The following is a 22,285-nucleotide window of genomic DNA, read 5'->3' on the forward strand; positions in this document are numbered from 1 at the left end:
ATCAGCTAACGAGAAAACCCAGTTAACGAGAAAAGCACCCGCCGTGAGGCTGGTGCTTTTCGTTTGTCTCTGGAGGGGATGACGGGAATCGAACCCGCATCATCAGTTTGGAAGACTGAGGCTTTACCACTAAGCTACATCCCCAAGAATCCGAGCTAATCCTTCACTGCTTCAGCTGCTCAGACCGTCGGAACGCCTATAACTACACCACAGGCAAGGCCATTTAGCCAAATGTGCAACTGGGGCAAAAGTTACGTAGACTAATGGCTGCACTTACGGGGTGTAGCTCAGCTTGGTAGAGCGCCTGCTTTGGGAGCAGGAAGTCGCAGGTTCAACTCCTGTCACCCCGACTCTGCATTATCGCCGCGGATGCCGTTCCGGTAATTCCACGGACGCCGTGTGGTCAAACATCTTCAATCATTCAGGAGTACTACGTCGTGAAGAGCGCTGTCGAAAACCTCACTCCCACGCGAGTGAAGCTCAATGTTGAAGTTCCTTTCGAGGAGCTGAAGCCGAACATTGATGCGGCTTACAAGACCATCTCCGCGCAGGTCCAGGTTCCGGGCTTCCGTAAGGGTCGCGTTCCCAACCAGCTGATTGACCAGCGTGTGGGCCGCGGCTACGTCATCGAGACCGCCATCAACGACGGTCTGAATGACTTCTACCAGAGCGCTGTTCAGGAAACCGGAATCCGGCCCCTGACCCGCCCTGAGGTTGAGATCACCGAAGTGCCGGACCCCGCCGCCAAGGATGGACAGCTCCTGTTCACCGTCGAGCTGGATGTCCGCCCGGAGATCACCCTTCCCGAGTACTCGGGTCTTGAAGTAACTGTTGAAGCAGCTGAGGCTTCCGACGCCGACGTCGACAAGGCTCTGGACGAGCTGCGCGGCCGGTTCGGCACCCTCACCGCGGTGGACCGCCCAGCAGCCGACGGCGACTTCCTCACCCTGAACCTGGTGGCAACCGTCGATGGCGAGCAGGTCGACGCCGCCCAGGACGTCTCCTACCAGATCGGTTCCGGAACCATGCTTGAAGGCATGGACGAGGCCGTCACGGGACTGAGCGCCAACGAAGACGCCATCTTCGAGACCACCCTGGCCCGCGGCGACAACGCTGGTGCCAAGGCGCAGGTCAAGGTAGAGGTCACGGCAGTCAAGGAACGCGAACTCCCTGAGGCCAACGACGATTTCGCCCAGTTGGCCAGCGAATTCGACACCATCGCTGAGCTCCGCGAAGACCTGACCAAGCGGGCAGCCGAGGAGAAGGTGACCGAGCAGGGCGTTGAAGCACGCGACCTGGTCCTCGAAAAGCTCATCGAGCTGATCGAGGTCCCCGTTCCTGCGGCGTTCATCGAAGATCAGCTGGAGCAGCACTTCACCGGTGAGAACGCCCACGCTAACGCTGAGGGTCACGACACCGAAGCGCACCGCACCGAGATCCGCGAAAACACCGAGCAGGCGTTCCGCAACGAAATGATCCTCGACGCGATTGCCGAGAAGGAAGAAATCGGTGTCAGCCAGCCCGAGCTGATCGACTACATCGTGTCGACCGCGGGCCAGTACGGCATGGAGCCGAACCAGTTCGCCCAGATGCTGGACCAGAGCGGCCAGGTTCCGATGATTGTCGGAGAAGTCCGTCGCCGCAAGGCACTGGCCAAGGTCCTCGAACTCGCAGTGGTCAAGGACAGCTCCGGCTCGGTCGTCGACCTGAGCGAATTCGTTCGCCCCGGCGACGAAGCAGACGAGGTGCCGTCCGACGCTCCCGCCGACGACGAGGCTCCCGCCGAGAAGAAGCCTGCGGCCAAGAATCCAGCAGCCAAGAAGCCAGCAGCCAAGAAGCCAGCGGCCAAGAAGCCTGCAGCAGAAAAGAAGCCTGCCGCCGAGAAGAAGCCGGCAGCGAAGACGGCTGCCGCCAAGGCGCCTGCAGCCAAGAAGGCAGCACCGAAGAAGGCTGCCGCGAAGGCCAAGCCAGCAGCCGACGAAGAGTCCGCCAAGGCCTAGTCAATCATGCGTGTCTGAGGGCCGTTTCCCTGCCGGGAAGCGGCCCTCAGCCGTTAAAGCCCGTTGCCCGCCGCAATCGTGCGCCGTCAGCGAACAGCCTCCGCGCCGGGATAAAACGGGCCTCGAAACAAGTTACTGTCCAATGAGAGACAAACGGTCGGCTGCCGACACTCGGCAGACCAACCAGAGTGAGAGGCTAACTTCCAATGGCAATCGAACCCACCACGCCGACCATGGCAACCGTAGACCCCGCGGGCCGGGACGACTACATCTATAACCGGCTCCTGAAGGAGCGCATCATCTGGCTCGGCTCCGAGGTCCGGGATGACAACGCCAATGCCATCTGCTCGCAGTTGCTGCTTCTGTCCGCTGAAGACCCGGACAAGGACATCTTCCTGTACATCAACTCGCCGGGCGGATCCGTCACCGCGGGGATGGCGATCTACGACACGATGCAGTTCATCCCCAACGACGTCGTCACCGTCGCCACCGGGCTTGCCGCATCGATGGGACAGTTCCTCCTCTCCTCGGGCACCAAGGGCAAGCGGTACGCGACCCCTCACGCCCGCGTGCTGATGCACCAGCCGTCAGGTGGAATCGGTGGCACCGCCTCCGACATCCGGATCCAGGCCGAACTGATTCTTCACATGAAGCGTGTGATGGCTGAGCTGACCGCCGAGCAGACCGGCCAGACCGTCGAGAAGATCCTCAAGGACAACGACCGCGACAAGTGGTTCACCGCCCAGGAGGGTCTCGAGTACGGCTTCTTCGACAAGATCGCTGCACACGCCAACACGGTATCCGGCGGCGGCGGCACGCAGCGCGACTAACCGCTGCGGCCTGCCCCTACCGACCACAGCAGAGACCACCCCAGGAGACACCATGAACCACAATTTTGGAGCCGCAGCAGGCGGCGCCGCACCCCAGATGCCGTCCAACCGCTACGTCCTTCCTCAGTTCGAGGAGCGCACCCCCTACGGTTTCAAGCGCCAGGATCCGTACACCAAGCTGTTCGAGGACCGCATCATCTTCCTCGGCGTCCAGGTCGACGACGCTTCAGCTGATGACGTCATGGCCCAGTTGCTGGTGCTCGAGTCCACCGACCCGGAGCGGGACATCACGCTCTACATCAACTCCCCAGGTGGTTCGTTCACCGCCATGACGGCGATCTACGACACCATGCAGTTCATCCGGCCCGAAATCCAAACTGTCTGCCTCGGTCAGGCAGCCAGCGCGGCAGCCGTACTGCTGGCAGCAGGAGCCCCGGGCAAGCGGCTCGCACTGCCCAACGCCCGCGTCCTGATCCACCAGCCGGCACTCGGCGGAGGACAGGGCGGACAGGCATCGGACCTGGAAATCCAGGCCAACGAGGTCATGCGCATGCGCACGTGGCTCGAGGACACCCTGGCACTGCACAGTGGCAAGAGCTCGGAGCAGGTGAACATCGACATCGAGCGGGACAAGATCCTCACCGCCGCCGACGCGAAGGCGTACGGTCTGGTGGACGAGGTCCTTACCTCCCGCAAGATGACACCTCCGAAGATCAACAAACCGTAACGTCCTTTCCCGGGACCGGGCCCGTGATGCGACACAATCGCACCACGGGCCTTTTTGTGCTGATTACCCGTCCCGATTGTCCTAGACTCGAAGGTAGCGTGACCGGGCCTGCCCGGAGAATACGCTGTCTATTCAACAGATCCACGTAAGGGGACTGACACATGGCTCGCATTGGTGAGAGCACAGATCTGCTTAAGTGCTCTTTCTGTGGGAAAAGCCAGAAGCAGGTCCGGAAACTCATTGCCGGACCCGGCGTTTACATCTGCGATGAATGCATCGACCTCTGCAACGAAATCATCGAGGAAGAACTGTCCGAGGTTGCGGACCTCGGTACCTTCGAACTCCCCAAACCCCGTGAGATCTTCGACTTCCTGCAGGAATACGTCATCGGCCAGGAACCAGCGAAACGCTCCCTCGCCGTCGCCGTCTATAACCACTACAAGCGAATCCAGTCCGGTCACACCCCCAGGAGCACCGGAAACCTCTCGGACGCGGTGCCCACCGAGGACGTGGAGATCGCCAAGTCGAACATCCTGCTGATCGGGCCCACCGGTTGTGGCAAGACCTACCTGGCGCAGACTCTCGCCCGCCGGCTGAACGTGCCCTTTGCTGTCGCCGACGCAACAGCCCTGACCGAGGCCGGTTATGTGGGCGAGGATGTCGAGAACATCCTCCTGAAGCTCATCCAGGCGGCTGACTATGACGTCAAGAAGGCCGAACAGGGCATCATCTACATCGATGAGATCGACAAGATCTCCCGTAAGAGCGAGAACCCTTCCATCACGCGCGACGTCTCTGGTGAGGGCGTGCAGCAGGCGCTCCTGAAGATCCTTGAGGGCACCGTCGCGTCAGTACCCCCGCAGGGCGGCCGCAAGCACCCGCACCAGGAATTCATTCAGATCGACACCACCAACGTGCTGTTCATCGTTGCCGGGGCCTTCGCGGGCCTGGAGGAGATCATCGGTTCCCGGGCAGGACGCAAAGGCATCGGGTTCGGTGCCCCGCTCAGTTCCCTGAAGAGTGAAGAAGTCAGCTACGGCGACGTCATGCCCGAGGATCTGCTGAAGTTCGGCCTGATCCCCGAGTTCATTGGACGCCTGCCGGTGATCACCACGGTCACCAGTCTGGACCAGAAGTCGCTGATGCAGATCCTCACTGAACCCAAGAACGCGCTGATCAAGCAGTTCCAGAAGATGTTCCTGCTCGACGGCGTCGAGCTCACGTTCGAGCCAAAGGCCCTGGAGGCAATAGCCAACCAGGCTCTTGAACGGGGTACTGGCGCACGCGGGCTGCGGGCCATCATGGAGGAAGTCCTCCAGCCGGTCATGTTCGACCTGCCAAGCCGGGACGACATCGCCACGGTCGTCATCACCGAGGATGTGGTTGGCAAGAAGGCCGAGCCAACCCTGATCTCGCACGACGTCGTCGCGAAGCGCCGCAACAAGTCGGCCTAGCGCCGGATTTTTCCTGCGGACGACCGGAATACGTCGGCTGCAGCCCGGGTTGTACGGAATATGACTGAAACGATTACTTCCACAGACAGTGTCCAAAAAGCCGACTTCTGGTTTGATCCCGCCTGCCCGTTCGCCTGGATCACCTCCCGGTGGATTGAGGAAGTGGAGAAGGTCCGCAGTATCACGGTGGACTGGCATGTGATGAGCCTCGCTGTTCTCAACGACGGCCGGGACCTGCCGGAGGACTACCAGGAGTTCATGAAGAAGGCCTACGGCCCCGTGCGCGTCATCATCGCCGCCGCCGAACGTCACGGCAGCGACAACATCAAGAAGCTCTACGACGCCATGGGCACCCGGATCCACGAGGGGCAGAGCAAGGATTTCGACGCGGTGATCAGCGAGTCCCTCGAAGAGGTCGGGCTTCCAGCCGAGCTGGCCGCCTATGCCACGAGCGACGAGTACGACACCCAGCTTCGTGCCTCGCACCAGGACGGGATTGACCGGGTCGGCGACGAGGTCGGAACGCCGGTGGTCGCGTTCAACGGCACCGCGTTCTTCGGCCCGGTCCTGACCCGCATCCCGCGCGGCGAGGACGCCGGACGGATTTTCGACGGAGCCGTCATGCTGGCTGGGTTCCCCGAATTCTTCGAACTCAAGCGCTCACGCACCGAGAGCCCTTCCTTCGACTGAACCACAGTTGGGCACCTGGTCGTTTATCCCCGGGTGTCCAACTGTTTCTGGAGGCCTTCAAGGATGAGAAGAATCCCCTGGTCGAGTTCGGCTTCTCCGTCGTAACTGAGCAGCATGGGTGCCAGCCGACGCAGGTGCGGGAATTCTGCTTTCGGGAGCCGGTGCAGTCCCAGCTTAAGCGCCACCTCATCCTCGTCGGGGTTGACGACGAATTCCTCCAGCTCGTTGAGGATATGTCCGATGAGGAACCCGTAGTAGGTCCGGTAAGCGTGAAGCGAATCAGCGGGGGAGAACCCGGCACTATTGAAGATGGACAGGATCTGCTCAAGAGGTCGAAGCGCGCCAGGTGGCCTGAGCCCCATGGGTGTCGAGAGCGGACGCGTTACCAATAGCGGGACAACGTGGCGGTGGTCCAGAACTAGCGTCCGGAAGTCCTGGGCGGCTTCGCGCAGTTGCTCCTGCCAGGACGGCGCTTGGCCCGACCTCGGGATTACCCATTGATCCAGCAGGAGTTCGGTGACGCCGTCGAGGAGCGCGTCGCGGTTCGGGGCATAACGGTAAAGAGCCATTGGGTCTTTCCCCAGCTTGTTCCCTAATCGCCGCATGGACAGGGCGTCAAGGCCGTCGTCGTCAACCAGTTCCAGGGCAGCGTGGAGAACCGCTTCCCTGCTTAACTGGGCACGCTTGCCTGTATCCCCCGAATCCTCAGGCTGAGTAGGCTTGGTGGGGACCGGCCTTCGACTTGTAGAGATGTTCACGCCTACCTTTAGTCAGTGCGCTTGCAAGTGGCGGGTCTACATCGTAGACTCTACAACGTAGTATCTACAGTGTATATGACCACTGGAGAGCGCCCTACGAAAGCATACTCCGGGTCTCGATCCCGCCGCTTGATGTGGATTCGCAATTTGTCGGATAGTTTCCGCTATCCCTTCATATTGATGCTCAGAGTGAAGGAAGAAGGCATGGACAAGACACTGTGGACAACCAGCCGGTTACTGAGCACTGCCGCCCGGTTGAACCAGAATCAACAGAATCAGCGTCTCCTCGATCTGGAAGTCACTCAAACGGGTGCAACCACTCTCAAAGCGTTGTCCGAAAGCGGTCCGATTAGTCAGTCGGGATTGGCTGCCATTGTTCAGGTTCAGGCACAAACGATGGGAAAGATCCTTGAGAAGCTCGAGATCAGGGGCTTTGTATCCCGCGACCGCGATTCATCGGACGGGCGGACTATTCGAACTGTCATCACGAAGCAGGGTGACAAAGTGCTTCAGAGGATCGACCAGTTATCCGAGTCGACATCAGAATCGGCCAGCCTGATCGACCAGAGTCTACGCACGGCACTTATAGCCGTCCTTGGTTCTCTTGAGGCCACCCCGGAACCTACCCCTGCCTGAGCCTCACCAGTAGCGCCTCACCCGGACGGTTCAGCTGTGTCTCTTCGTAGCTGGGCCTTCCGCCAACGATAACGGCAAACCCGGTGCAAGCCGGGGACGCAAAGCCACGGGACCCACGCGGTCAGCCGGGCCACCGAACAGTAGGGCGTCATGATCAGACAACAGTCTCCTCCACCCACGGGGGCCATGGAAATTCCTTCCGGACCAAGAACCGCAGTGGTCATTGAAGATGACAACGACACGCGCCTTTGGGTGTTGAATCTACTGCGACTGGCTGGCTTCGAGGTGCACTCCAGTGCGACAGGCCTTGGCGGCGCAGAACTGGTGGCGGGTCACGCCCCTGCCTTGGTAGTCGTTGGAGCGGAGCTGCGGGGAATTGACGGATTCGAGGTACTCCGTCGTATCCGATCCTTCAGCGATTGCTATGTGGTGATGCTGGGCGCTCATGCCGATGAGGTGGATATCTTGACCGCGTTTCACGCTGGCGCCGACGACTACCTCGCCAAGCCAGTCCGTCCGCGCGAATTGAGAGCACGGTTCGATGCCGTGCTGCGCCGTCCGCGACGTACAACAGTGACACCCTATTCAACAGTGACACCTGATTCAATTTTGCGGCCGGCCGTCAACGAGCGATCTGAGGTGGACCGGCTCCACCCTGTGGGCACCTCGAATGTCCTCCGACACGGTGACCTGATGGTTGATCACGCGACACGCACGGTCAGCATCGATGATGATGAGGTCCTTCTTACCAAGAGTGAATTCGATCTGTTGCACGAGATGTTGTCGTGCGACGGAGCCGTGCGGACCAAGTCCACCCTGGCAGGAATCGCCCGGGGATCGGATTATCAGGGCTTCACTGGAAGTCGCAGTTCGGACGAACGTGGCATTGAAGTCCATATCGGGAATCTTCGCCGGAAATTACCACGCCGTCAGGGGGAAGCAGAACTCATCACCACGGTCCGGGGAATCGGATACAGGATCGTTTCCGCGACTGTGAGAGATGACTCTTCCCGGACCACCGGACCGCACTGTTTGCCGAAGGTGGACCTGGCGACCGCATAAAAGTCGTAACGAGAGGCCCCGCAGACCAACCGGTCTGCGGGGCCTCCGTAATTCCGCGGGGCCTTCCTGCGTACGAGGTGACCTGGCTAGACCGCGTCGACGGGTGCCAACTCCACCTCGAAGACCGAGAGCTCGCCCTCGGCCTCCGCAAGGCGCAACTCGCGGACATTGCCCGCAGCCAACAGGTCATTCAGACCGGCGTTGAGCTGGCGCAACTGCGCCGCTGAGCCGTTCACGACGGCGCTGAGCACCTCGGTGCGCTGTTTCACTTTCGCCTCGGACTTCGACCGGCGGATACCGCCGAGCGCCAGTGCCACGGTGCCGAGAACACCGGTGTCAGCGGTGCGAATGGTCCCGGCGAGCTGATCAGACGTTGGCCATTCGGTCCGGTGCACCGACCCGCTGCGCCACCAGCTCCATACCTCTTCGGTGGCGAAGGGCAGGAAGGGCGCGAACATCCGCAGCAGCGCGTCAAGCGTCGTCGCCAGCGTGGCAAGCACCGAAGCCTGTTCGGCCTCACCGGCCGCACCGTAGGCGCGGTCTTTGATCAGCTCCACATAGTCGTCGGTGAACGACCAGAAGAACGTCTCACTCAGTTGCAGCGCCCGCGCGTAGTCGTACTTCTCGAACGCAGCCGTCGACGCATCGATCACCTGTGCCAGCTGGGCCAGGAGGGACAGATCCAGTTGGTTCGTGACCACCGAGGTGTCATCGGTGAGGACCGTGTGCTCGGTGGCACCGAGGTTCAGCACAAACTTCGACGCGTTCAGCAGCTTGATGGCCAGGCGGCGCCCGATCTTCATCTGCGCGATCTCGTAGGCCGTATCCGCACCCAGTTTGGCTGAGGCAGCCCAGTACCTGACGGCGTCGGCCCCGAACTCCTCGAGCACGTCGGTGGGTACCACCACGTTGCCCTTGGACTTCGACATCTTCTTGCGGTCCGGATCGAGGATCCAGCCGGACAGCGCCGCGTGGCGCCACGGCGCCGAATCCTGCAGCGAGTCGGCGCGGACGGCACTCGAGAAGAGCCAGGTCCTGATGATGTCGTGGCCCTGCGGTCGGAGGTCGAACGGGAAGACCTTGGCAAACAGGTCAGGGTTCTTCGGCCAGCCGCCCACAATCTGCGGCGTCAGTGACGAGGTGGCCCAGGTGTCCAGGACGTCATTCTCTCCGACGAAACCACCCGGCTGGTTGCGGGCGCTCTCCTCAAAGCCGGGCGCAGGCTCGGCCGCCGGGTCCACGGGGAGTGCCTCGTGGGAAGGAACGATCGGTGCCTCGTAGTCGGGCTCGCCGTCGGCATCCAGGCGGTACCAGACGGGAATCGGCACCCCGAAGAAGCGCTGCCGGGAGACCAGCCAGTCGCCGTTGAGCCCTTCGATCCAGTTCTCGTACCGGGACCGCATGAACGCGGGGTGGAAGTCGATTTCCCGGCCGCGCTGGATGAGCTTCTCCCGCTTGGCCTCGTCCCGGCCGCCATTGCGGAGATACCACTGCCGGCTGGTGACGACTTCGAGGGGCTTGTCGCCCTTTTCGTAGAAGTTGACCGGGTGGAGAACCTTTTTCGGCTCACCCTCCAGCTCACCGCTGGCACGCAGCAGCGCGACGACGCCCTCCTTGGCGCTGAACACGGTCTTGCCGGCGATCGTCGAATAGTTTTCCTGTGCCTTGGCGGTGCTGATCCACTCGGGGGTCTCCGACCGGATTCGCCCGTCACGTCCCACAATCGCCCGGGTTGGCAGCTGCAGTTCCCGCCACCAGATGACGTCGGTCAGGTCACCGAACGTACAGATCATGGCGATGCCGGTGCCCTTGTCGGGCTTCGCGAGGGGGTGCGCCTTGATTTCCACCTCGACGTCGAACAGCGGCGAGGTGACGGTGGTGCCAAACAGGTGCTGGTACCGCTCGTCGTCGGGATTCGCCACCAGCGCCACGCAGGCGGGAAGCAACTCGGGACGGGTCGATTCGATGAAGATCTTCTCCCCGCCGGGTGTGTGGAAGGCGATCCGGTGGTAGGCACCAGGCTGCTCCCGGTCTTCCAGTTCCGCCTGCGCCACCGCGGTGCGGAAGGTGACGTCCCAGAGGGTGGGTGCCTCGGCAAGGTACGCGTCCCCGGCCGCCAGGTTGTCCAGGAAGGCCCGCTGGCTGACGGCCCGTGAGGTGTCGTCGATGGTGCGGTAGGTCAGGTTCCAGTCGACCGACAGGCCAAGGGTGCTGAACAGGTTCTCGAAGACCAGCTCATCCTGGACGGCCAGTTGCTCGCACAGCTCGATGAAGTTTCGGCGGGAGACGGCGTCGAAGTCGCGCTGGTTCTTGGGCGGCTCGGCCGGAGGGGTGTAGCCGGCGTCGTAGGGGACCGACGGGTCGCAGCGGACACCGTAGTAGTTCTGGACGCGGCGTTCGGTGGGCAGACCGTTGTCGTCCCAGCCCATGGGGTAGAAAACGTTCTTGCCGCGCATCCGCTGGTACCGGGCGACGACGTCGGTCTGGGTGTAGGAGAACATGTGTCCCACGTGCAGGGAACCGGATGCGGTCGGCGGGGGAGTGTCAATCGAATACACCTCCGCCCGGGACGTTTCGGGGTCGAAGGTGTAGGTGCCGTCCGCCCGCCACTGTGCAGCGAGCCGGGATTCAAGACCCTCGAGAACCGGTTTGTCTGGGACATTTACTGTTGCGGGCGTGTCTGTGCCCGGAGTGTGTTCAGCCATACGGTCAATTGTTTCACGATAAGTTGGATCCATGACTTCCACACCAACGACGTCCACGCAGCGCACAGCAGTTGTCACCGGCGCGAGCACCGGCATTGGCGAGGCCACTGTCCGTCTCCTCGCAGCCCAGGGATGGCGGGTCTTCGCTGTTGCCCGGCGTGCGGACCGGTTGGCGGACCTCGCCGCCGAGACCGGTGCCATCGCTGTCCCCACCGATATCACCGCGGACGACGACGTCGAGCACCTCATCGAGGCTGTCACCGACGCCGGTGGCGCTGACACGCTCATCAACATTGCCGGGGGCGCGCGCGGGGCGGACCGGATGATCGACGCGAAGACCGCCGACTGGGAGTGGATGTACCAGGCGAACGTCGTGGGCACCATGAAAATGACCCGCGCGTTCCTTCCCCTGCTCCGCGCGCAGGCCCAGGGTGGCACGGTCCTGAACCTCACGTCCACCGCCGGCATGGTCTCCTACGAGGGCGGCGCCGGCTACAACGCGGCGAAGGCTGCCCAACGCGCGATGACCCGTGCGCTCCGGCTGGAGGAGGCCGAGCACGGTGTCCGCGTCATCGAGGTGCTCCCGGGCATGGTGCACACCGAGGAGTTCTCCCTGAACCGGCTGGGCAGCGCCGACGCTGCCTCGAAGGTGTACGACGGCGTCGAGAAGCCGCTGACCAGCGAGGACGTCGCCGACATCGTCGCCTACGCCGTCACCGTGCCCCACCATGTCAACCTCGACGAGATTGTGGTCCGGCCGCTGGCGCAGGCCGCAGCCCACAAGGTGATCCGGAAGCAGTAGCCGGGCAGGCAGTCCGGCCAAGGGAGCCGATATCGGCTAGACTGGGGGCAACAGCTTTGACCCGGCGATCACCGGTGAGCTTCCGGAAGAACCCCCGCCGCGCCTAACCTGCAACAGGTCAGATATCCGGCAGGTCAGTAGAACCGGACGGGTAAGCCCGTCACAGCGGTCACGAAGTGGCAGCCGCGAGGATATTTCTCGCCGGCGGCAAGTGAGGTGGTACCGCGGGTTCGGCGCGGGGGTTGCAGACTGACCCCAGCGGATGGACGCGTCCTCGCAGGTAACTGAACCACACCTTGCCTACAGGATGAACAACATGCCACAGATCTACCCGAAGGCCACCAGCCTGGACAGCGCCGCCGACGCCTCTTCTTCCTCGGCGTCTCCGCGCTTCCCGGAAATCGAGGAGCGAATCCTCAAGTACTGGGACGCCGATGGCACTTTCCAGGCCTCAATCGACGCTCGCGACGCAGACCTCCGCGATGGCGAAAATGGCTCCAACGAGTTCGTCTTCTATGACGGGCCGCCCTTCGCCAATGGCCTGCCCCACTACGGGCACCTGCTGACCGGCTACGCCAAGGACCTAGTGGGCCGGTACCAGACCCAGCGCGGGCACCGTGTCGAGCGCCGGTTCGGCTGGGACACCCACGGGCTGCCCGCCGAGCTCGAGGCCATGAAGCAGCTCGGCATGAGCGACAAGGCCCAGATCGAAGCCATGGGCATCGACAAGTTCAACGACGCCTGCCGGTCATCGGTCATGAAGTATGCCGGGGAGTGGCAGGACTACGTGACCCGCCAGGCGCGCTGGGTGGACTTCGACAATGACTACAAGACCCTGAACGTCGACTACATGGAGTCGGTGATCTGGGCGTTCAAGAATTTGTATGACAAGGGCCTCACCTACAACGGCTACCGCGTCCTGCCGTACTGCTGGAACGACGAAACGCCGCTGTCCAACCACGAGCTGCGGATGGACGACGACGTCTACCAGGACCGCCAGGACCAGACCGTCACGGTGACCTTCCCCATCCTCGCCGGTTCCACCGCGCTGTCCCAGGATCTCGCCGGCGTGCAGGCCCTCGCCTGGACCACCACGCCCTGGACCCTGCCCACCAACGCTGCCCTCGCCGTCGGGCCGGACATCACCTACGCAGTGGTGCCCGCTGGAGCGTCACTGGCCGACGACGACCGCCGCTTCCTCATCGCCGCTGATCTTTTGGGCAACTATGCCAAGGACCTCGGCTACGCCTCCGCGAAGGAGGCGACCGCCGCCGTCGAACGTTCCCTGCAGGGCGCCGAGCTGGCCGATCTGGCCTACGAACCACTGTGGGATTACCTGACTGACCCCGAACAGGGCGGCTATCGGAACGCCTTCCGCTTCCTGGTGGCCGATTATGTGACCACCACCGACGGCACCGGCATCGTGCACCAGTCGCCCGCCTACGGCGAGGAGGATCAGAAGATCTGCGAGGAGGCCGGGATCCAGGTCATCCTGTCAGTGGATGAAGGGGCGCGCTTCCTGCCGATGTACGGGCACGGGCCCCTCGCCGACATTGTGGGACTGCAGGTTTTCGACGCCAACAAGCCGATCACCCGGGTGCTGAAGGACAGCGGCAGGCTGGTCCGCCAGGCGAGCTACGTCCACAGCTACCCGCACTGCTGGCGGTGCCGCAACCCGCTGATCTACCGTGCGGTGTCCTCCTGGTTTGTCGAGGTCACGAAAATCAAGGACCGGATGGTGGACCTGAACCAGGGCATCAACTGGATCCCTGAGAACGTGAAGGACGGACAGTTCGGCAAATGGCTGCAGAACGCCCGGGACTGGTCGATCAGCCGAAACCGGTACTGGGGGAGCCCTATCCCGGTCTGGCAGTCCGACGACCCCGCGTACCCCCGCACCGACGTCTACGGCTCTCTCGCCGAGATCCAGGCCGACTTCGGGCGGCTGCCGCTGAACAAGGCCGGCGAGCCCGACCTGCACCGCCCGTTCATTGACGAGCTGACCCGGCCGAACCCCGACGACCCCCGCTCCCCGGCGGAGGGTCAGTCCACCATGCGCCGGGTCGAGGACGTCCTGGACGTCTGGTTCGACTCCGGCTCCATGCCGTTCGCTCAGGTGCACTACCCGATGGAGAACCAGGAATGGTTCGAGTCGCACAACCCCGCCGACTTCATTGTGGAGTACATCGGTCAGACCCGCGGCTGGTTCTATATGCTGCACGTCCTCTCCACGGCGCTGTTCGACCGGCCTGCGTTCCGGAACGTCATCAGCCACGGCATCGTGCTGGGCGACGACGGCCAGAAGGCGTCGAAGAGCCTGGGCAACTACCCGGACGTCACCGAGGTCCTCGACCGTGACGGCGCCGACGCGATGCGCTGGTTCCTCATGTCCTCCCCGGTCCTGCGCGGTGGCAACCTGATCGTCACCGAGCAGGGCATCCGCGACGGCGTCCGGCAGGTCATCCTCCCGCTCTGGAACGTGTGGCACTTCTTCAGCCTGTACACGAATGCCGCCGCTGGCGGTACCGGATACGAAGCGAAAACGGTGGGCCCGGAGCAGGCCGACCGCCTCGCGGAGCCCGTCGACCGCTACATCCTCGCCTACACCGGAAATCTGGTGCGGGACATGACGGCGTCCCTGGATGCCTTCAACATCAGCGACGCCTGCGAGACCCTGCGCCGCTACCTGGATACGTTGACCAACTGGTACGTCCGCCGGAGCCGGCAGCGGTTTTTCGACGAAGACACCGACGCCTTCGACGTGCTCTACACCTGCCTCGAGGCTGTCTGCCGGGCGGCAGCGCCGCTGCTGCCCCTCGTCACCGAGGAAATCTGGCGTGGACTGACCGGCGGGCGTTCGGTGCACCTCACCGACTGGCCCGAGGCATCGGCGTTCCCCGAGGCTCCCGACCTCGTCGAGCGGATGGAACGCACCCGCCAGATCTGCTCCACCGGCTCCAGCCTGCGGAAGGCGGCCAACCTGCGGGTGAGGTTGCCGCTCGCCAACCTCACGGTGGTAGCGCCGTCCGCTGGGAACCTTGACGGTCAGTATCAGGGGATCATCGCTGATGAGCTGAACATCAAGAAGGTCCGGCTGATCGACGCGGCCGACGCCTCACCCGAGGAATTCGGGATTGTGAGCAAGCTCGTGGTGAACGCCCGTGCCGCCGGCCCGCGGCTGGGCAAAAACGTCCAGGCCGCCATCAAGGCAGCCAAGTCCGGTGACTGGTCGGTAACCGCCGACGGTGCGGTGACCGCCGGTGAACTGGCGCTCGAGCCCCACGAGTACACCCTGGAGACGGTCGTGTCCGACGACGGCGACAACTCCGGGAAGGCTGTCACAGTCCTGCCCGGGGGTGGGTTCCTGGTCCTCGACACGGAGGTCACCGACGAACTCGCCGCCGAAGGAGCGGCCAGGGACGCCATCCGTGCCATCCAACAGGCCCGCCGCGACGCTGACCTGCACATCAGCGACCGGATCACGACCACGCTCCGCGCGGCACCCGAACTGGTGGACGCGCTGACAGCCAACGCACCGCTGATCAAGGCGGAAACGCTGACCACCGACCTGCACGTCGTCGCCGCATCGCCGGCTGACGGCGCGCTGACCGTCGGCGAGTACACAGTCACAGTAGAGAGGCACCCATGAGCCAGCAGACCCCGGAACCAATGGACGCCGAAGGCCCGGCCCCGGTAGGGAGCTTTGACCGGTTCTCGGTCGAGAGCGTCTACGCTGAACTACTCAGCCGGGCGCCCGAGAACAAAATGGAACCCCGGATGGCGCCGATGCTCAGGGCGATGGAGATCCTTGGCGAACCCAACAAGGCGTACCCGATCATCCACCTGACCGGGACCAACGGGAAGACCTCGACCGCACGCATGGTCGAGGGCATCCTGCGGGCCCACGAGCTGCGGACCGGACGCTACACCAGCCCCCACCTGAGCAGCGTCACCGAACGGATCAGTATCGACGGCGAACCGGTCTCGGATGAGACCTTCGTCCGGATCTGGGATGAGATCCGGCCGTTCCTGGAAATCATCGACGGTGAACTGGAAGCGGCGGGGGACCCCCGGCTGACCTACTTCGAAAGCATCACCATTCTCGCGTTCGCGGTCTTCGCCGACGAGCCCGTCGACGTCGCCATCATCGAGGTAGGGCTCGGCGGCATCACCGACGCAACCAACGTGGGCGACGGCCAGGTAGCAGTTGTCACGCCGATTTCCCTCGATCACACCGAGCTGCTCGGTGACACCGAATACGATATTGCCTTGGAAAAGTCGGGGATCATCAAACCGGGCGGCTTCCTGATCAGCGCGGCCCAGCCCCACGAGGCCGCCCAGGTGCTCCTCGAGAAGGCTCGCGAAGTCGGCGTTGAGTTCCGGTTCGAGGGAGTTGAGTTCGGGGTCGAAACCAGGACCATCGGCGTCGGCGGTCAGGTGCTGTCCATCAACGGGATAGCCGGCCGGTACGAGGAACTGCTGCTGCCCCTGCACGGGGCGCATCAGGCGCAGAACGCCGCCGTCGCCGTCGCCGCCGTCGAGGCATTCATCGGTGGCGGGACCCGTGAACTCGACGCCGCGGTGGTCCGCGAAGGGTTGCGAACCGTCACCTCGCCGGGGCGGATCGAAGTGGTGCGCACGGCACCGAGCATCATCGTCGACGCGGCGCACAACGCGGCCGGCGCCAAGGCAACCGCGGCAGCCGTCAAGGAAGCCTTCGACTTCAGCCGGTTGATCCTGGTGGTCGGCGTGCTCCAGGACAAGGATGCGGGAGCCATCCTGGCCGAGCTGCATGAGGAACTGGGTGGCATCCTCGAGGACGTCTGCCTGACCCAGTCGAATTCACCGCGCGCCATCCCTGCTGCTGATCTGCTGCAGGACGCGCTAGCGGCCGGGTTCGCCGAGGAACACGTCCACATCGCCGAACGGCTCGACGACGCGCTTGAATGGGCCGTCATGAAGGCCGAGGAAAACAACGACCTCGCAGGGGGCATCCTCATCACCGGTTCGATCACGGTGGTGGGGGAGGCCCGCACCCTGCTGGGTAAGTAGGGGAGTGCACATGGAGCAAAACCGGAAACGCCGTATGACCAAGGCGCAGCGGGAGTGGCGACCCGGAATGCCGAAGAAACGGCGTTCCATCAAAGTCACCTTTGCCTCAGTGGTCCTCACCCTCGAAGCGCTGGTGGTTTTGTTTGCGACCCTCGCCGCATTCGGCTTGTTGCGCGACACCATCTCACCAGTGTTGATCCTAACCGTGGGGATTGCGTTGGCCATCGCACTGGTCGGGGCGTGCGCGTTCCTGACCAAGCCGTACGGCATTGCCATCGGCTGGGTGCTGCAACTGGTCATCATCGCTACCGGGTTCATCGAACCCACCATGTTCCTGATCGGGGTGCTGTTCGCCCTGACCTGGCTGTACGGAATCCGTACCGGGATCCGCCTTGACGCCGAAAACGAGGAGCGTGACCGTCAGCAGGCCGAATGGGAACGGGCGAACCCCGAGGGCGGGTCAGAGCCCGGCACTAATGTTTAGTAGAGTTCCACTGGCCATACCCAACACTTTGGAGGACTTCTGTGAGCGCTGAACGCACTCTTGTACTGATCAAGCCCGACGGCGTTTCCCGCGCTCTGTCCGGGACTATTCTGGCCCGGGTTGAAGCCAAGGGGTACACCCTGGTGGACCTGAAAATGGTGTCGGCCACCCGTGCAATGCTCGAAGAGCACTACGAGGAGCACGTCGGCAAGCCCTTCTTCGAACCGCTCGTCGAGTTCATGCTCAGTGGGCCCATCGTCGCCGCGATCTTTGAGGGCGAGCGGGTCATCGAAGGATTCCGGTCCCTCGCCGGTGCCACCGAGCCAACAGCCGCCGCACCCGGCACCATCCGGGGAGATCTGGGCCGGGACTGGGGTTTGAAGGTGCAGCAGAACCTGGTCCACGGTTCGGACTCGGCAGAATCGGCGCAGCGGGAAATGGGTATCTGGTTCGCCTGAACCCGAACATGAGAGATTTTACCCGGGGCACCAGAAGGTGCCCCGGGTAACCGATGTTGTAGCGTAGTCCCATGACTGAATATCGCAGACTTGGCAACTCCGGACTGAACGTTTCAGTGGTGGGGCTCGGTTGCAACAACCTGGGCCGCTCCGGAACGCCCACCGAGACGCAGCGTGGCACCAACGCCGTCATCGGAGCCGCCATCGATGCGGGAATCAACTTTTTCGACGTGGCCGATTCCTACGGCAAAACCCCCGGCCTGAGCGAGGAAATGCTGGGCAAGGCACTCGTCAAGAACCGCGACGACGTGCTCATCGCCACCAAATTCGGCCTGGACCTGAAAGGCGCCAACGGTCCGGACTGGGGTGCGCGCGGATCGCGCCGGTACATCATGAAGGCTGTCGACGCATCGCTGCGACGCCTGGGCACCGACTGGATCGACCTGTACCAGTTCCACGCGCCAGACCCGCTGACGCCCATCGAGGAGACCCTTTCTGCGCTGGACGCCCTGGTCACCAGCGGCAAGGTCAGGTACATCGGCCATTCCAACCGGGCCGGCTGGCAGCTCGCCGAGGCCGAGTTCGTAGCCCAGCTCGGCGGATACACGCCCTTCATCTCGGCCCAAAACCACTGGAATCTTCTCGAACGCGGGATCGAAGCCGAGGTTGTCCCCGCAGCCGAAGCGTACGGGATCGGCGTGCTCCCCTTCTTTCCCCTCGCCAACGGACTGCTGACCGGCAAGTACAGTGCATCGAAGGTTCCGGCGGGCAGCAGGCTCACCCACTCCCGCACCAACCTGCTGGACGGCGCCGACTGGGACCAGCTCGCCGACTTTGGAGCCTTCGCAAGGGCCCGTGACCTGACCGAACTGCAGGTTGCCTTCTCCTGGCTGGCGGCCCAGCCGTCCGTCGCCTCGGTCATTGCGGGCGCCACCAAGCCGGAACAGATCGAGCAGAACGCCGAAGCGGTGTGCTGGGTACCCTCAGAAACGGAACTGCAGGAGCTCGACCGCATTTTCCCGCGGGCCGCCTAGACCAGTCGAAGCTCCTTGGCCGCCTGGGAGCCGGGACTGATCAAGGCATTGATCAGTCCATCACCAACCCGCCATCAACCACCAGGTTCTGCCCAGTTACGGACCGGGCCCAGGGCGAGGCGAAGAAGAGGACAGCGTCGGCGAACTCCTGCGGAGTGGTCACCCGCCCCAGCGGGGTTGATGCGGCGATGTAATCGAAGACGTCGTCGGGGGTCCCGGCGCTGGCGTCAGTGGTGCGCAGGAGCCCCCCGGAGACCATGTTGACAGTGATGTTCTTGCGGGCCAAGGTCTTTCGCCAGGGTCCGGGTCAGCGCAAGCAGCGCTGCTTTCGCCGCGATGTAGTCGTGATAAGGCACCACAGGGTTCTGGAACAGGTTCGTGCCGATGTTGATGATGCGCCCGAAGTTGTGCCCACGCATTCCCGGAAGTGCTGCCTGCGTGGTGTTCAGGCTGGCTTTGACGCTGCCGGCGAACTGGGCGCTGAAATCAGTCCAACTGATCTCCGCTGCGGTGGAGCGGGCATCCCCATTGAAAGTGAATGATGCCAGCGCGTTGTTCACCACCGTGGTGACAGGAGCTCCGAAGTGCACCCGCGCTCGTTCGAGAAGATCGCCGACCTGCAAAGGGTCCGTTACATCCGCTGCTGCAGCCAATGCCCGTTCCGGACCGATCTGGGCGGCGAGCTCGTGAGCCTGGGCTGAGCTGGCCCGGTAGTTAATGACTACGCGGGTGCCTTCAGCCGAGAACGCCTCGACGATGCTCCGGCCCAAGCCCCGACCGCCTCCGGTAACCAGGACAATCTGTTCGGTGAGTTGCATGCAGTACCCCGTCTGAAGTCGTGTGATAAGCGGGGCGAAAAGACGCATGAACCGACCGAAAAGACCGGATGGACATCCCTTCGCCAGTCCGAACTGGATCAGGTTCGACGGGTATGATCTCAGCCAGCAAGAACCGGCACCCCGTGTCGCTCCTGACACAGTAACCGGCGGGGAGACCGTCCCGCTACCCGGCAGGGCTGGCGCGGGGATTTGGGTAGGTCTGGGGCGTAGCGGTTAGGGTGGTGACCATGGCACGGGGTGCTGCTCACCAGAAGCAGCTGAGAATTGACACCCGTTGAACCTGATCTAGTTCGAACTAGCGAAGGGATGTCGTGGATGACTGTTCGTCATGCATCATCTGATTGTGCTCGACTGCTCGAAGAATTACGGTCCACCACCCCCTTGGTCCAATGTATTACCAACGCGGTGGTGACCAACTTCACCGCCAATGTCCTCCTCGCGGTCGGGGCGGCGCCGGCCATGGTGGATATTCCCTCGGAAGCCAAGCAGTTCGCCTCCGTCGCGTCGGGGATCCTTATCAATTTGGGAACTCCCCAGCGGGATCAGCAGACGGCGATGACCGAAGCCGTGGTTGCGGCGAATGCCGCCGGGACGCCGTGGGTGCTGGACCCCGTGGCCGTCGGATTCCTCTCTGTCCGCACGGAGCTGGCCGGTCAGCTGGCGGGGCGGAGCCCGAGGATCATTCGGGGGAATGCCTCCGAGATCCTCGCTTTGGCGGGTGCGGGCTCTGGTGGTCGCGGAGTCGATTCCACCGACGATCCTCTGGATGCTCTGCACGCGGCCCGGTCACTCTCACGGTCGACGTCGTCGGCTGTGGCCATATCAGGCGCCCACGATCTCATGGTTGGTCCGGATGGAGATGCCGTAGTCGTAGCGAACGGGCATGCCCTGCTTACGAAGGTGACGGGTGGGGGCTGCGCGCTGGGGGCCGTCATGGCTGCCTTCGCCGCTCTAACCGACGATGCCGTTCTCGCGGCCACTGCGGCCACGGGTGTGTACACCCTCGCAGCGGAGCAGGCGGCGGCGCGAGCAAACGGACCCGGGAGCTTCGCCATCGAATTCCTCGACCGGCTGGCTGCCGTGACACCCGACGACGTCGCCTCCGGTCTGAATCTCCTTGCGGTGAGCCCATCGGACGGCGCGCGATGAAGCGATGGAACGAGGCGGTGACCCTTCGGGACCAGCTGTCTCTGTACCTTGTGACTGACACTGGCCTGTGCCAACCTACTCCGGTAGCCGACGTCGTTGCAGCGGCGGTGGCCGGCGGCGCGACCATGGTTCAGGTGCGCGACAAGAACGCGTCAACCAGGGGTCTGCTCCAGTTACTTCTCGCGGTTGCCGAATCGGTTGGATCGATTGTCCCCGTGTTGGTCGACGACCGGGTTGACGTCTTCCTGGCTGCTCGGGCCCGCGGAGCACAGGTCGCCGGAGTGCACGTTGGTCAATCCGACCTGCCCGTCCATTTGGTGCGGTCAATCGTCGGTCCGGGTGCGATCGTAGGCCTCAGCGCTGCCACCGGCAGCGAAATCGGGACCGCTCACAACCTGCCGGCTTCGACCGTGGACTATTTGGGGATTGGTGCCATCCATGCGACAGCCACCAAAGCTGATCATCCCGATCCGTTGGGAACCGAAGGATTCGGTGCTCTGGCTTCGGGAAGCTCTTTGCCGTGTGTGGCAATTGGCGGGATCGGGGTATCCGATGTACGCCCCCTCCGCGACGCCGGGGCTGCAGGGGTCGCGGTCGTCTCAGCCGTCTGTGCGTCGACCGATCCGGAGGCAGCAGCGCGAGAGTTGGCCGGCCAATGGCGATCCTAGGGCCGCTTGCCCTCCGCCGGGTCCCCCGCGTTCTCAGCATCGCCGGAACGGATCCCACGGGCGGGGCGGGCATCCAGGCCGATCTGAAGAGTATTGCCGCGATGGGCGGTTACGGGATGGCTGTCGTGACAGCGCTCGTCGCGCAGAACACGAGAGGCGTCCGCTCGGTGCACACTCCACCGACCCCGTTTCTGCGTGAACAGTTGGATGCAGTGAGCGACGACGTGACCATCGACGCCGTGAAGGTCGGGATGCTCGGTGACGTGGCGACCATCGAGGTTGTCCACGAGTGGCTCCTCCGCGTTCAACCACAGCTGGTGGTGCTTGATCCCGTCATGATTGCCACCAGCGGCGACAGACTGCTGGCTGACTCGGCGGAAGCATCCATGCGGGGCCTGGTCGGAACGGTAAGCCTGGTAACGCCTAATCTGCCCGAGCTCGCGGTTCTGGTCGGCGCTCCGGTTGCCACGCACTGGCCGGAGGCCCTGGACCAGGCGCAGCGGCTCTCTGCCAGCACCGGAACGGCTGTCCTCGTCAAGGGTGGGCACCTGCTCACGGATTCGAGCCCGGATGCCCTGGTGGATGCGGCAGGAATGGCCGGGGAGACCCTTCGCGAGTTCCTCGCTCCCCGAGTCCCGACCGACAACACCCATGGAACAGGGTGTTCATTGTCCGCTGCCGTTGCGACCGTCATGGCGCGCACGGGGGACTGGGGTATCGCCGTCAGTGAGGTGAAGAAGTGGCTGCAGGAGGCCTTGACTTACGCCGACGAATTGCAGGTTGGTGACGGTAGCGGACCGATCAACCACTTCCACCACTTATGGCCAGCAGCATTGCCGGGCAAGTGAATACCTGGGAACGGTCCGACACGCCGAAATCGACTGACATCCGGCCCCCGTGACATACCGTAGACCCAACCCCCGAGAGGATCCCCATG

At 63.3% G+C, this 22,285-nt stretch carries 18 protein-coding genes, 2 tRNA genes, 1 pseudogene and 3 riboswitches; of the genes and pseudogenes, 17 read left to right on the forward strand and 4 right to left on the reverse strand.

The window, feature by feature from the left end:
• Nucleotides 1-70 precede the first annotated feature (70 nt).
• Nucleotides 71-144 (reverse strand) — tRNA-Gly (locus H4V95_RS07875).
• 132 nt (nt 145-276) lie between these two features.
• Here H4V95_RS07875 and H4V95_RS07880 point away from each other — a divergent pair.
• From H4V95_RS07880 to H4V95_RS07905, 6 genes are all read left to right on the forward strand, one after another.
• Nucleotides 277-350: transfer RNA gene (locus H4V95_RS07880), tRNA-Pro, on the forward strand.
• A gap of 87 nt (nt 351-437) precedes the next feature.
• Nucleotides 438-2,000 carry a trigger factor gene (tig, locus tag H4V95_RS07885; protein ID WP_209729777.1) on the forward strand — a complete coding sequence of 521 codons (1,563 nt, stop codon included), beginning with the start codon at nt 438-440 and terminating at the stop codon, nt 1,998-2,000.
• Nucleotides 2,001-2,233: 233 nt separating this feature from the next.
• Nucleotides 2,234-2,830, forward strand: a complete 597-nt coding sequence (locus H4V95_RS07890) for an ATP-dependent Clp protease proteolytic subunit (RefSeq protein WP_024475965.1) — start codon at nt 2,234-2,236, stop codon at nt 2,828-2,830.
• A gap of 52 nt (nt 2,831-2,882) precedes the next feature.
• A complete protein-coding gene (locus H4V95_RS07895) occupies nt 2,883-3,557 on the forward strand; it encodes an ATP-dependent Clp protease proteolytic subunit (RefSeq protein ID WP_171587068.1) in 675 nt (224 codons plus the stop codon).
• Nucleotides 3,558-3,718: 161 nt separating this feature from the next.
• Complete coding sequence (gene clpX, locus H4V95_RS07900; protein ID WP_196866497.1) at nt 3,719-5,011, forward strand: ATP-dependent Clp protease ATP-binding subunit ClpX; 1,293 nt, start codon at nt 3,719-3,721, stop codon at nt 5,009-5,011.
• A gap of 60 nt (nt 5,012-5,071) precedes the next feature.
• Nucleotides 5,072-5,701, forward strand: a complete 630-nt coding sequence (locus tag H4V95_RS07905; protein ID WP_209729779.1) for a DsbA family protein — start codon at nt 5,072-5,074, stop codon at nt 5,699-5,701.
• A gap of 23 nt (nt 5,702-5,724) precedes the next feature.
• Here H4V95_RS07905 and H4V95_RS07910 read toward each other — a convergent pair whose 3' ends face one another.
• Entirely contained in the window at nt 5,725-6,453 is a 729-nt protein-coding gene (locus H4V95_RS07910; protein ID WP_209731313.1) for a TetR/AcrR family transcriptional regulator C-terminal domain-containing protein, read from the reverse strand.
• A gap of 210 nt (nt 6,454-6,663) precedes the next feature.
• On the opposite strand from H4V95_RS07910, the gene H4V95_RS07915 reads away from it, so the two are divergent.
• Complete coding sequence (locus H4V95_RS07915; protein WP_209729781.1) at nt 6,664-7,095, forward strand: MarR family winged helix-turn-helix transcriptional regulator; 432 nt, start codon at nt 6,664-6,666, stop codon at nt 7,093-7,095.
• Nucleotides 7,096-7,158: 63 nt separating this feature from the next.
• Nucleotides 7,159-7,233, forward strand: a riboswitch (cyclic di-GMP riboswitch).
• Between the two features lie 78 nt (nt 7,234-7,311).
• Complete coding sequence (locus H4V95_RS07920) at nt 7,312-8,157, forward strand: response regulator transcription factor (RefSeq protein WP_312883973.1); 846 nt, start codon at nt 7,312-7,314, stop codon at nt 8,155-8,157.
• A gap of 86 nt (nt 8,158-8,243) precedes the next feature.
• On the opposite strand, the gene valS is transcribed toward H4V95_RS07920, so the two are convergent.
• Nucleotides 8,244-10,862, reverse strand: coding sequence for a valine--tRNA ligase (gene valS, locus H4V95_RS07925; protein WP_196866494.1), 2,619 nt, complete (start codon nt 10,860-10,862; stop codon nt 8,244-8,246).
• A gap of 31 nt (nt 10,863-10,893) precedes the next feature.
• Between valS and H4V95_RS07930 the strand changes: the two genes are divergently transcribed.
• The 6 genes from H4V95_RS07930 (at nt 10,894) to H4V95_RS07955 (ending at nt 18,692) form a co-directional block, all read left to right on the forward strand.
• Nucleotides 10,894-11,664: an SDR family oxidoreductase gene (locus tag H4V95_RS07930; protein ID WP_209729785.1), complete on the forward strand. Its 771-nt coding sequence runs from the start codon at nt 10,894-10,896 to the stop codon at nt 11,662-11,664.
• 307 nt (nt 11,665-11,971) lie between these two features.
• Nucleotides 11,972-15,313, forward strand: coding sequence for an isoleucine--tRNA ligase (gene ileS / locus H4V95_RS07935; protein ID WP_209729787.1), 3,342 nt, complete (start codon nt 11,972-11,974; stop codon nt 15,311-15,313).
• Nucleotides 15,310-16,716 carry a bifunctional folylpolyglutamate synthase/dihydrofolate synthase gene (locus tag H4V95_RS07940; RefSeq protein ID WP_395939828.1) on the forward strand — a complete coding sequence of 469 codons (1,407 nt, stop codon included), beginning with the start codon at nt 15,310-15,312 and terminating at the stop codon, nt 16,714-16,716. The genes ileS and H4V95_RS07940 overlap by 4 nt, the downstream gene beginning before the upstream one ends.
• Nucleotides 16,717-16,750: 34 nt before the next feature.
• A complete protein-coding gene (locus tag H4V95_RS07945; protein ID WP_196866590.1) occupies nt 16,751-17,200 on the forward strand; it encodes a DUF4233 domain-containing protein in 450 nt (149 codons plus the stop codon).
• 41 nt (nt 17,201-17,241) lie between these two features.
• Nucleotides 17,242-17,658 carry a nucleoside-diphosphate kinase gene (gene ndk, locus H4V95_RS07950; protein WP_196866491.1) on the forward strand — a complete coding sequence of 139 codons (417 nt, stop codon included), beginning with the start codon at nt 17,242-17,244 and terminating at the stop codon, nt 17,656-17,658.
• Nucleotides 17,659-17,729: 71 nt separating this feature from the next.
• Nucleotides 17,730-18,692, forward strand: a complete 963-nt coding sequence (locus H4V95_RS07955; RefSeq protein WP_196866490.1) for an aldo/keto reductase — start codon at nt 17,730-17,732, stop codon at nt 18,690-18,692.
• Nucleotides 18,693-18,744: 52 nt separating this feature from the next.
• Here H4V95_RS07955 and H4V95_RS07960 read toward each other — a convergent pair.
• Nucleotides 18,745-19,510 (reverse strand): annotated as a pseudogene (locus H4V95_RS07960) (3-oxoacyl-ACP reductase).
• 58 nt (nt 19,511-19,568) lie between these two features.
• Nucleotides 19,569-19,664: riboswitch (TPP riboswitch) on the reverse strand.
• Nucleotides 19,665-19,754: 90 nt separating this feature from the next.
• A riboswitch (TPP riboswitch) is annotated at nt 19,755-19,855 on the forward strand.
• Between H4V95_RS07960 and thiM the strand changes: the two are divergent.
• The 3 genes from thiM (at nt 19,847) to thiD (ending at nt 22,196) form a co-directional block, all read left to right on the forward strand.
• Nucleotides 19,847-20,680 carry a hydroxyethylthiazole kinase gene (gene thiM / locus H4V95_RS07965; RefSeq protein WP_395939829.1) on the forward strand — a complete coding sequence of 278 codons (834 nt, stop codon included), beginning with the start codon at nt 19,847-19,849 and terminating at the stop codon, nt 20,678-20,680. It overlaps the preceding riboswitch by 9 nt.
• A complete protein-coding gene (gene thiE / locus H4V95_RS07970; RefSeq protein ID WP_209729789.1) occupies nt 20,677-21,348 on the forward strand; it encodes a thiamine phosphate synthase in 672 nt (223 codons plus the stop codon). The genes thiM and thiE overlap by 4 nt, the downstream gene beginning before the upstream one ends.
• Entirely contained in the window at nt 21,336-22,196 is an 861-nt protein-coding gene (thiD, locus tag H4V95_RS07975; protein ID WP_196866486.1) for a bifunctional hydroxymethylpyrimidine kinase/phosphomethylpyrimidine kinase, read from the forward strand. The genes thiE and thiD overlap by 13 nt, the downstream gene beginning before the upstream one ends.
• The last annotated feature ends 89 nt before the right edge of the window (nt 22,197-22,285 follow it).

This window comes from Arthrobacter sp. CAN_C5 (assembly GCF_017875735.1).
Classification (GTDB): Bacteria; Actinomycetota; Actinomycetes; order Actinomycetales; family Micrococcaceae; genus Arthrobacter_D.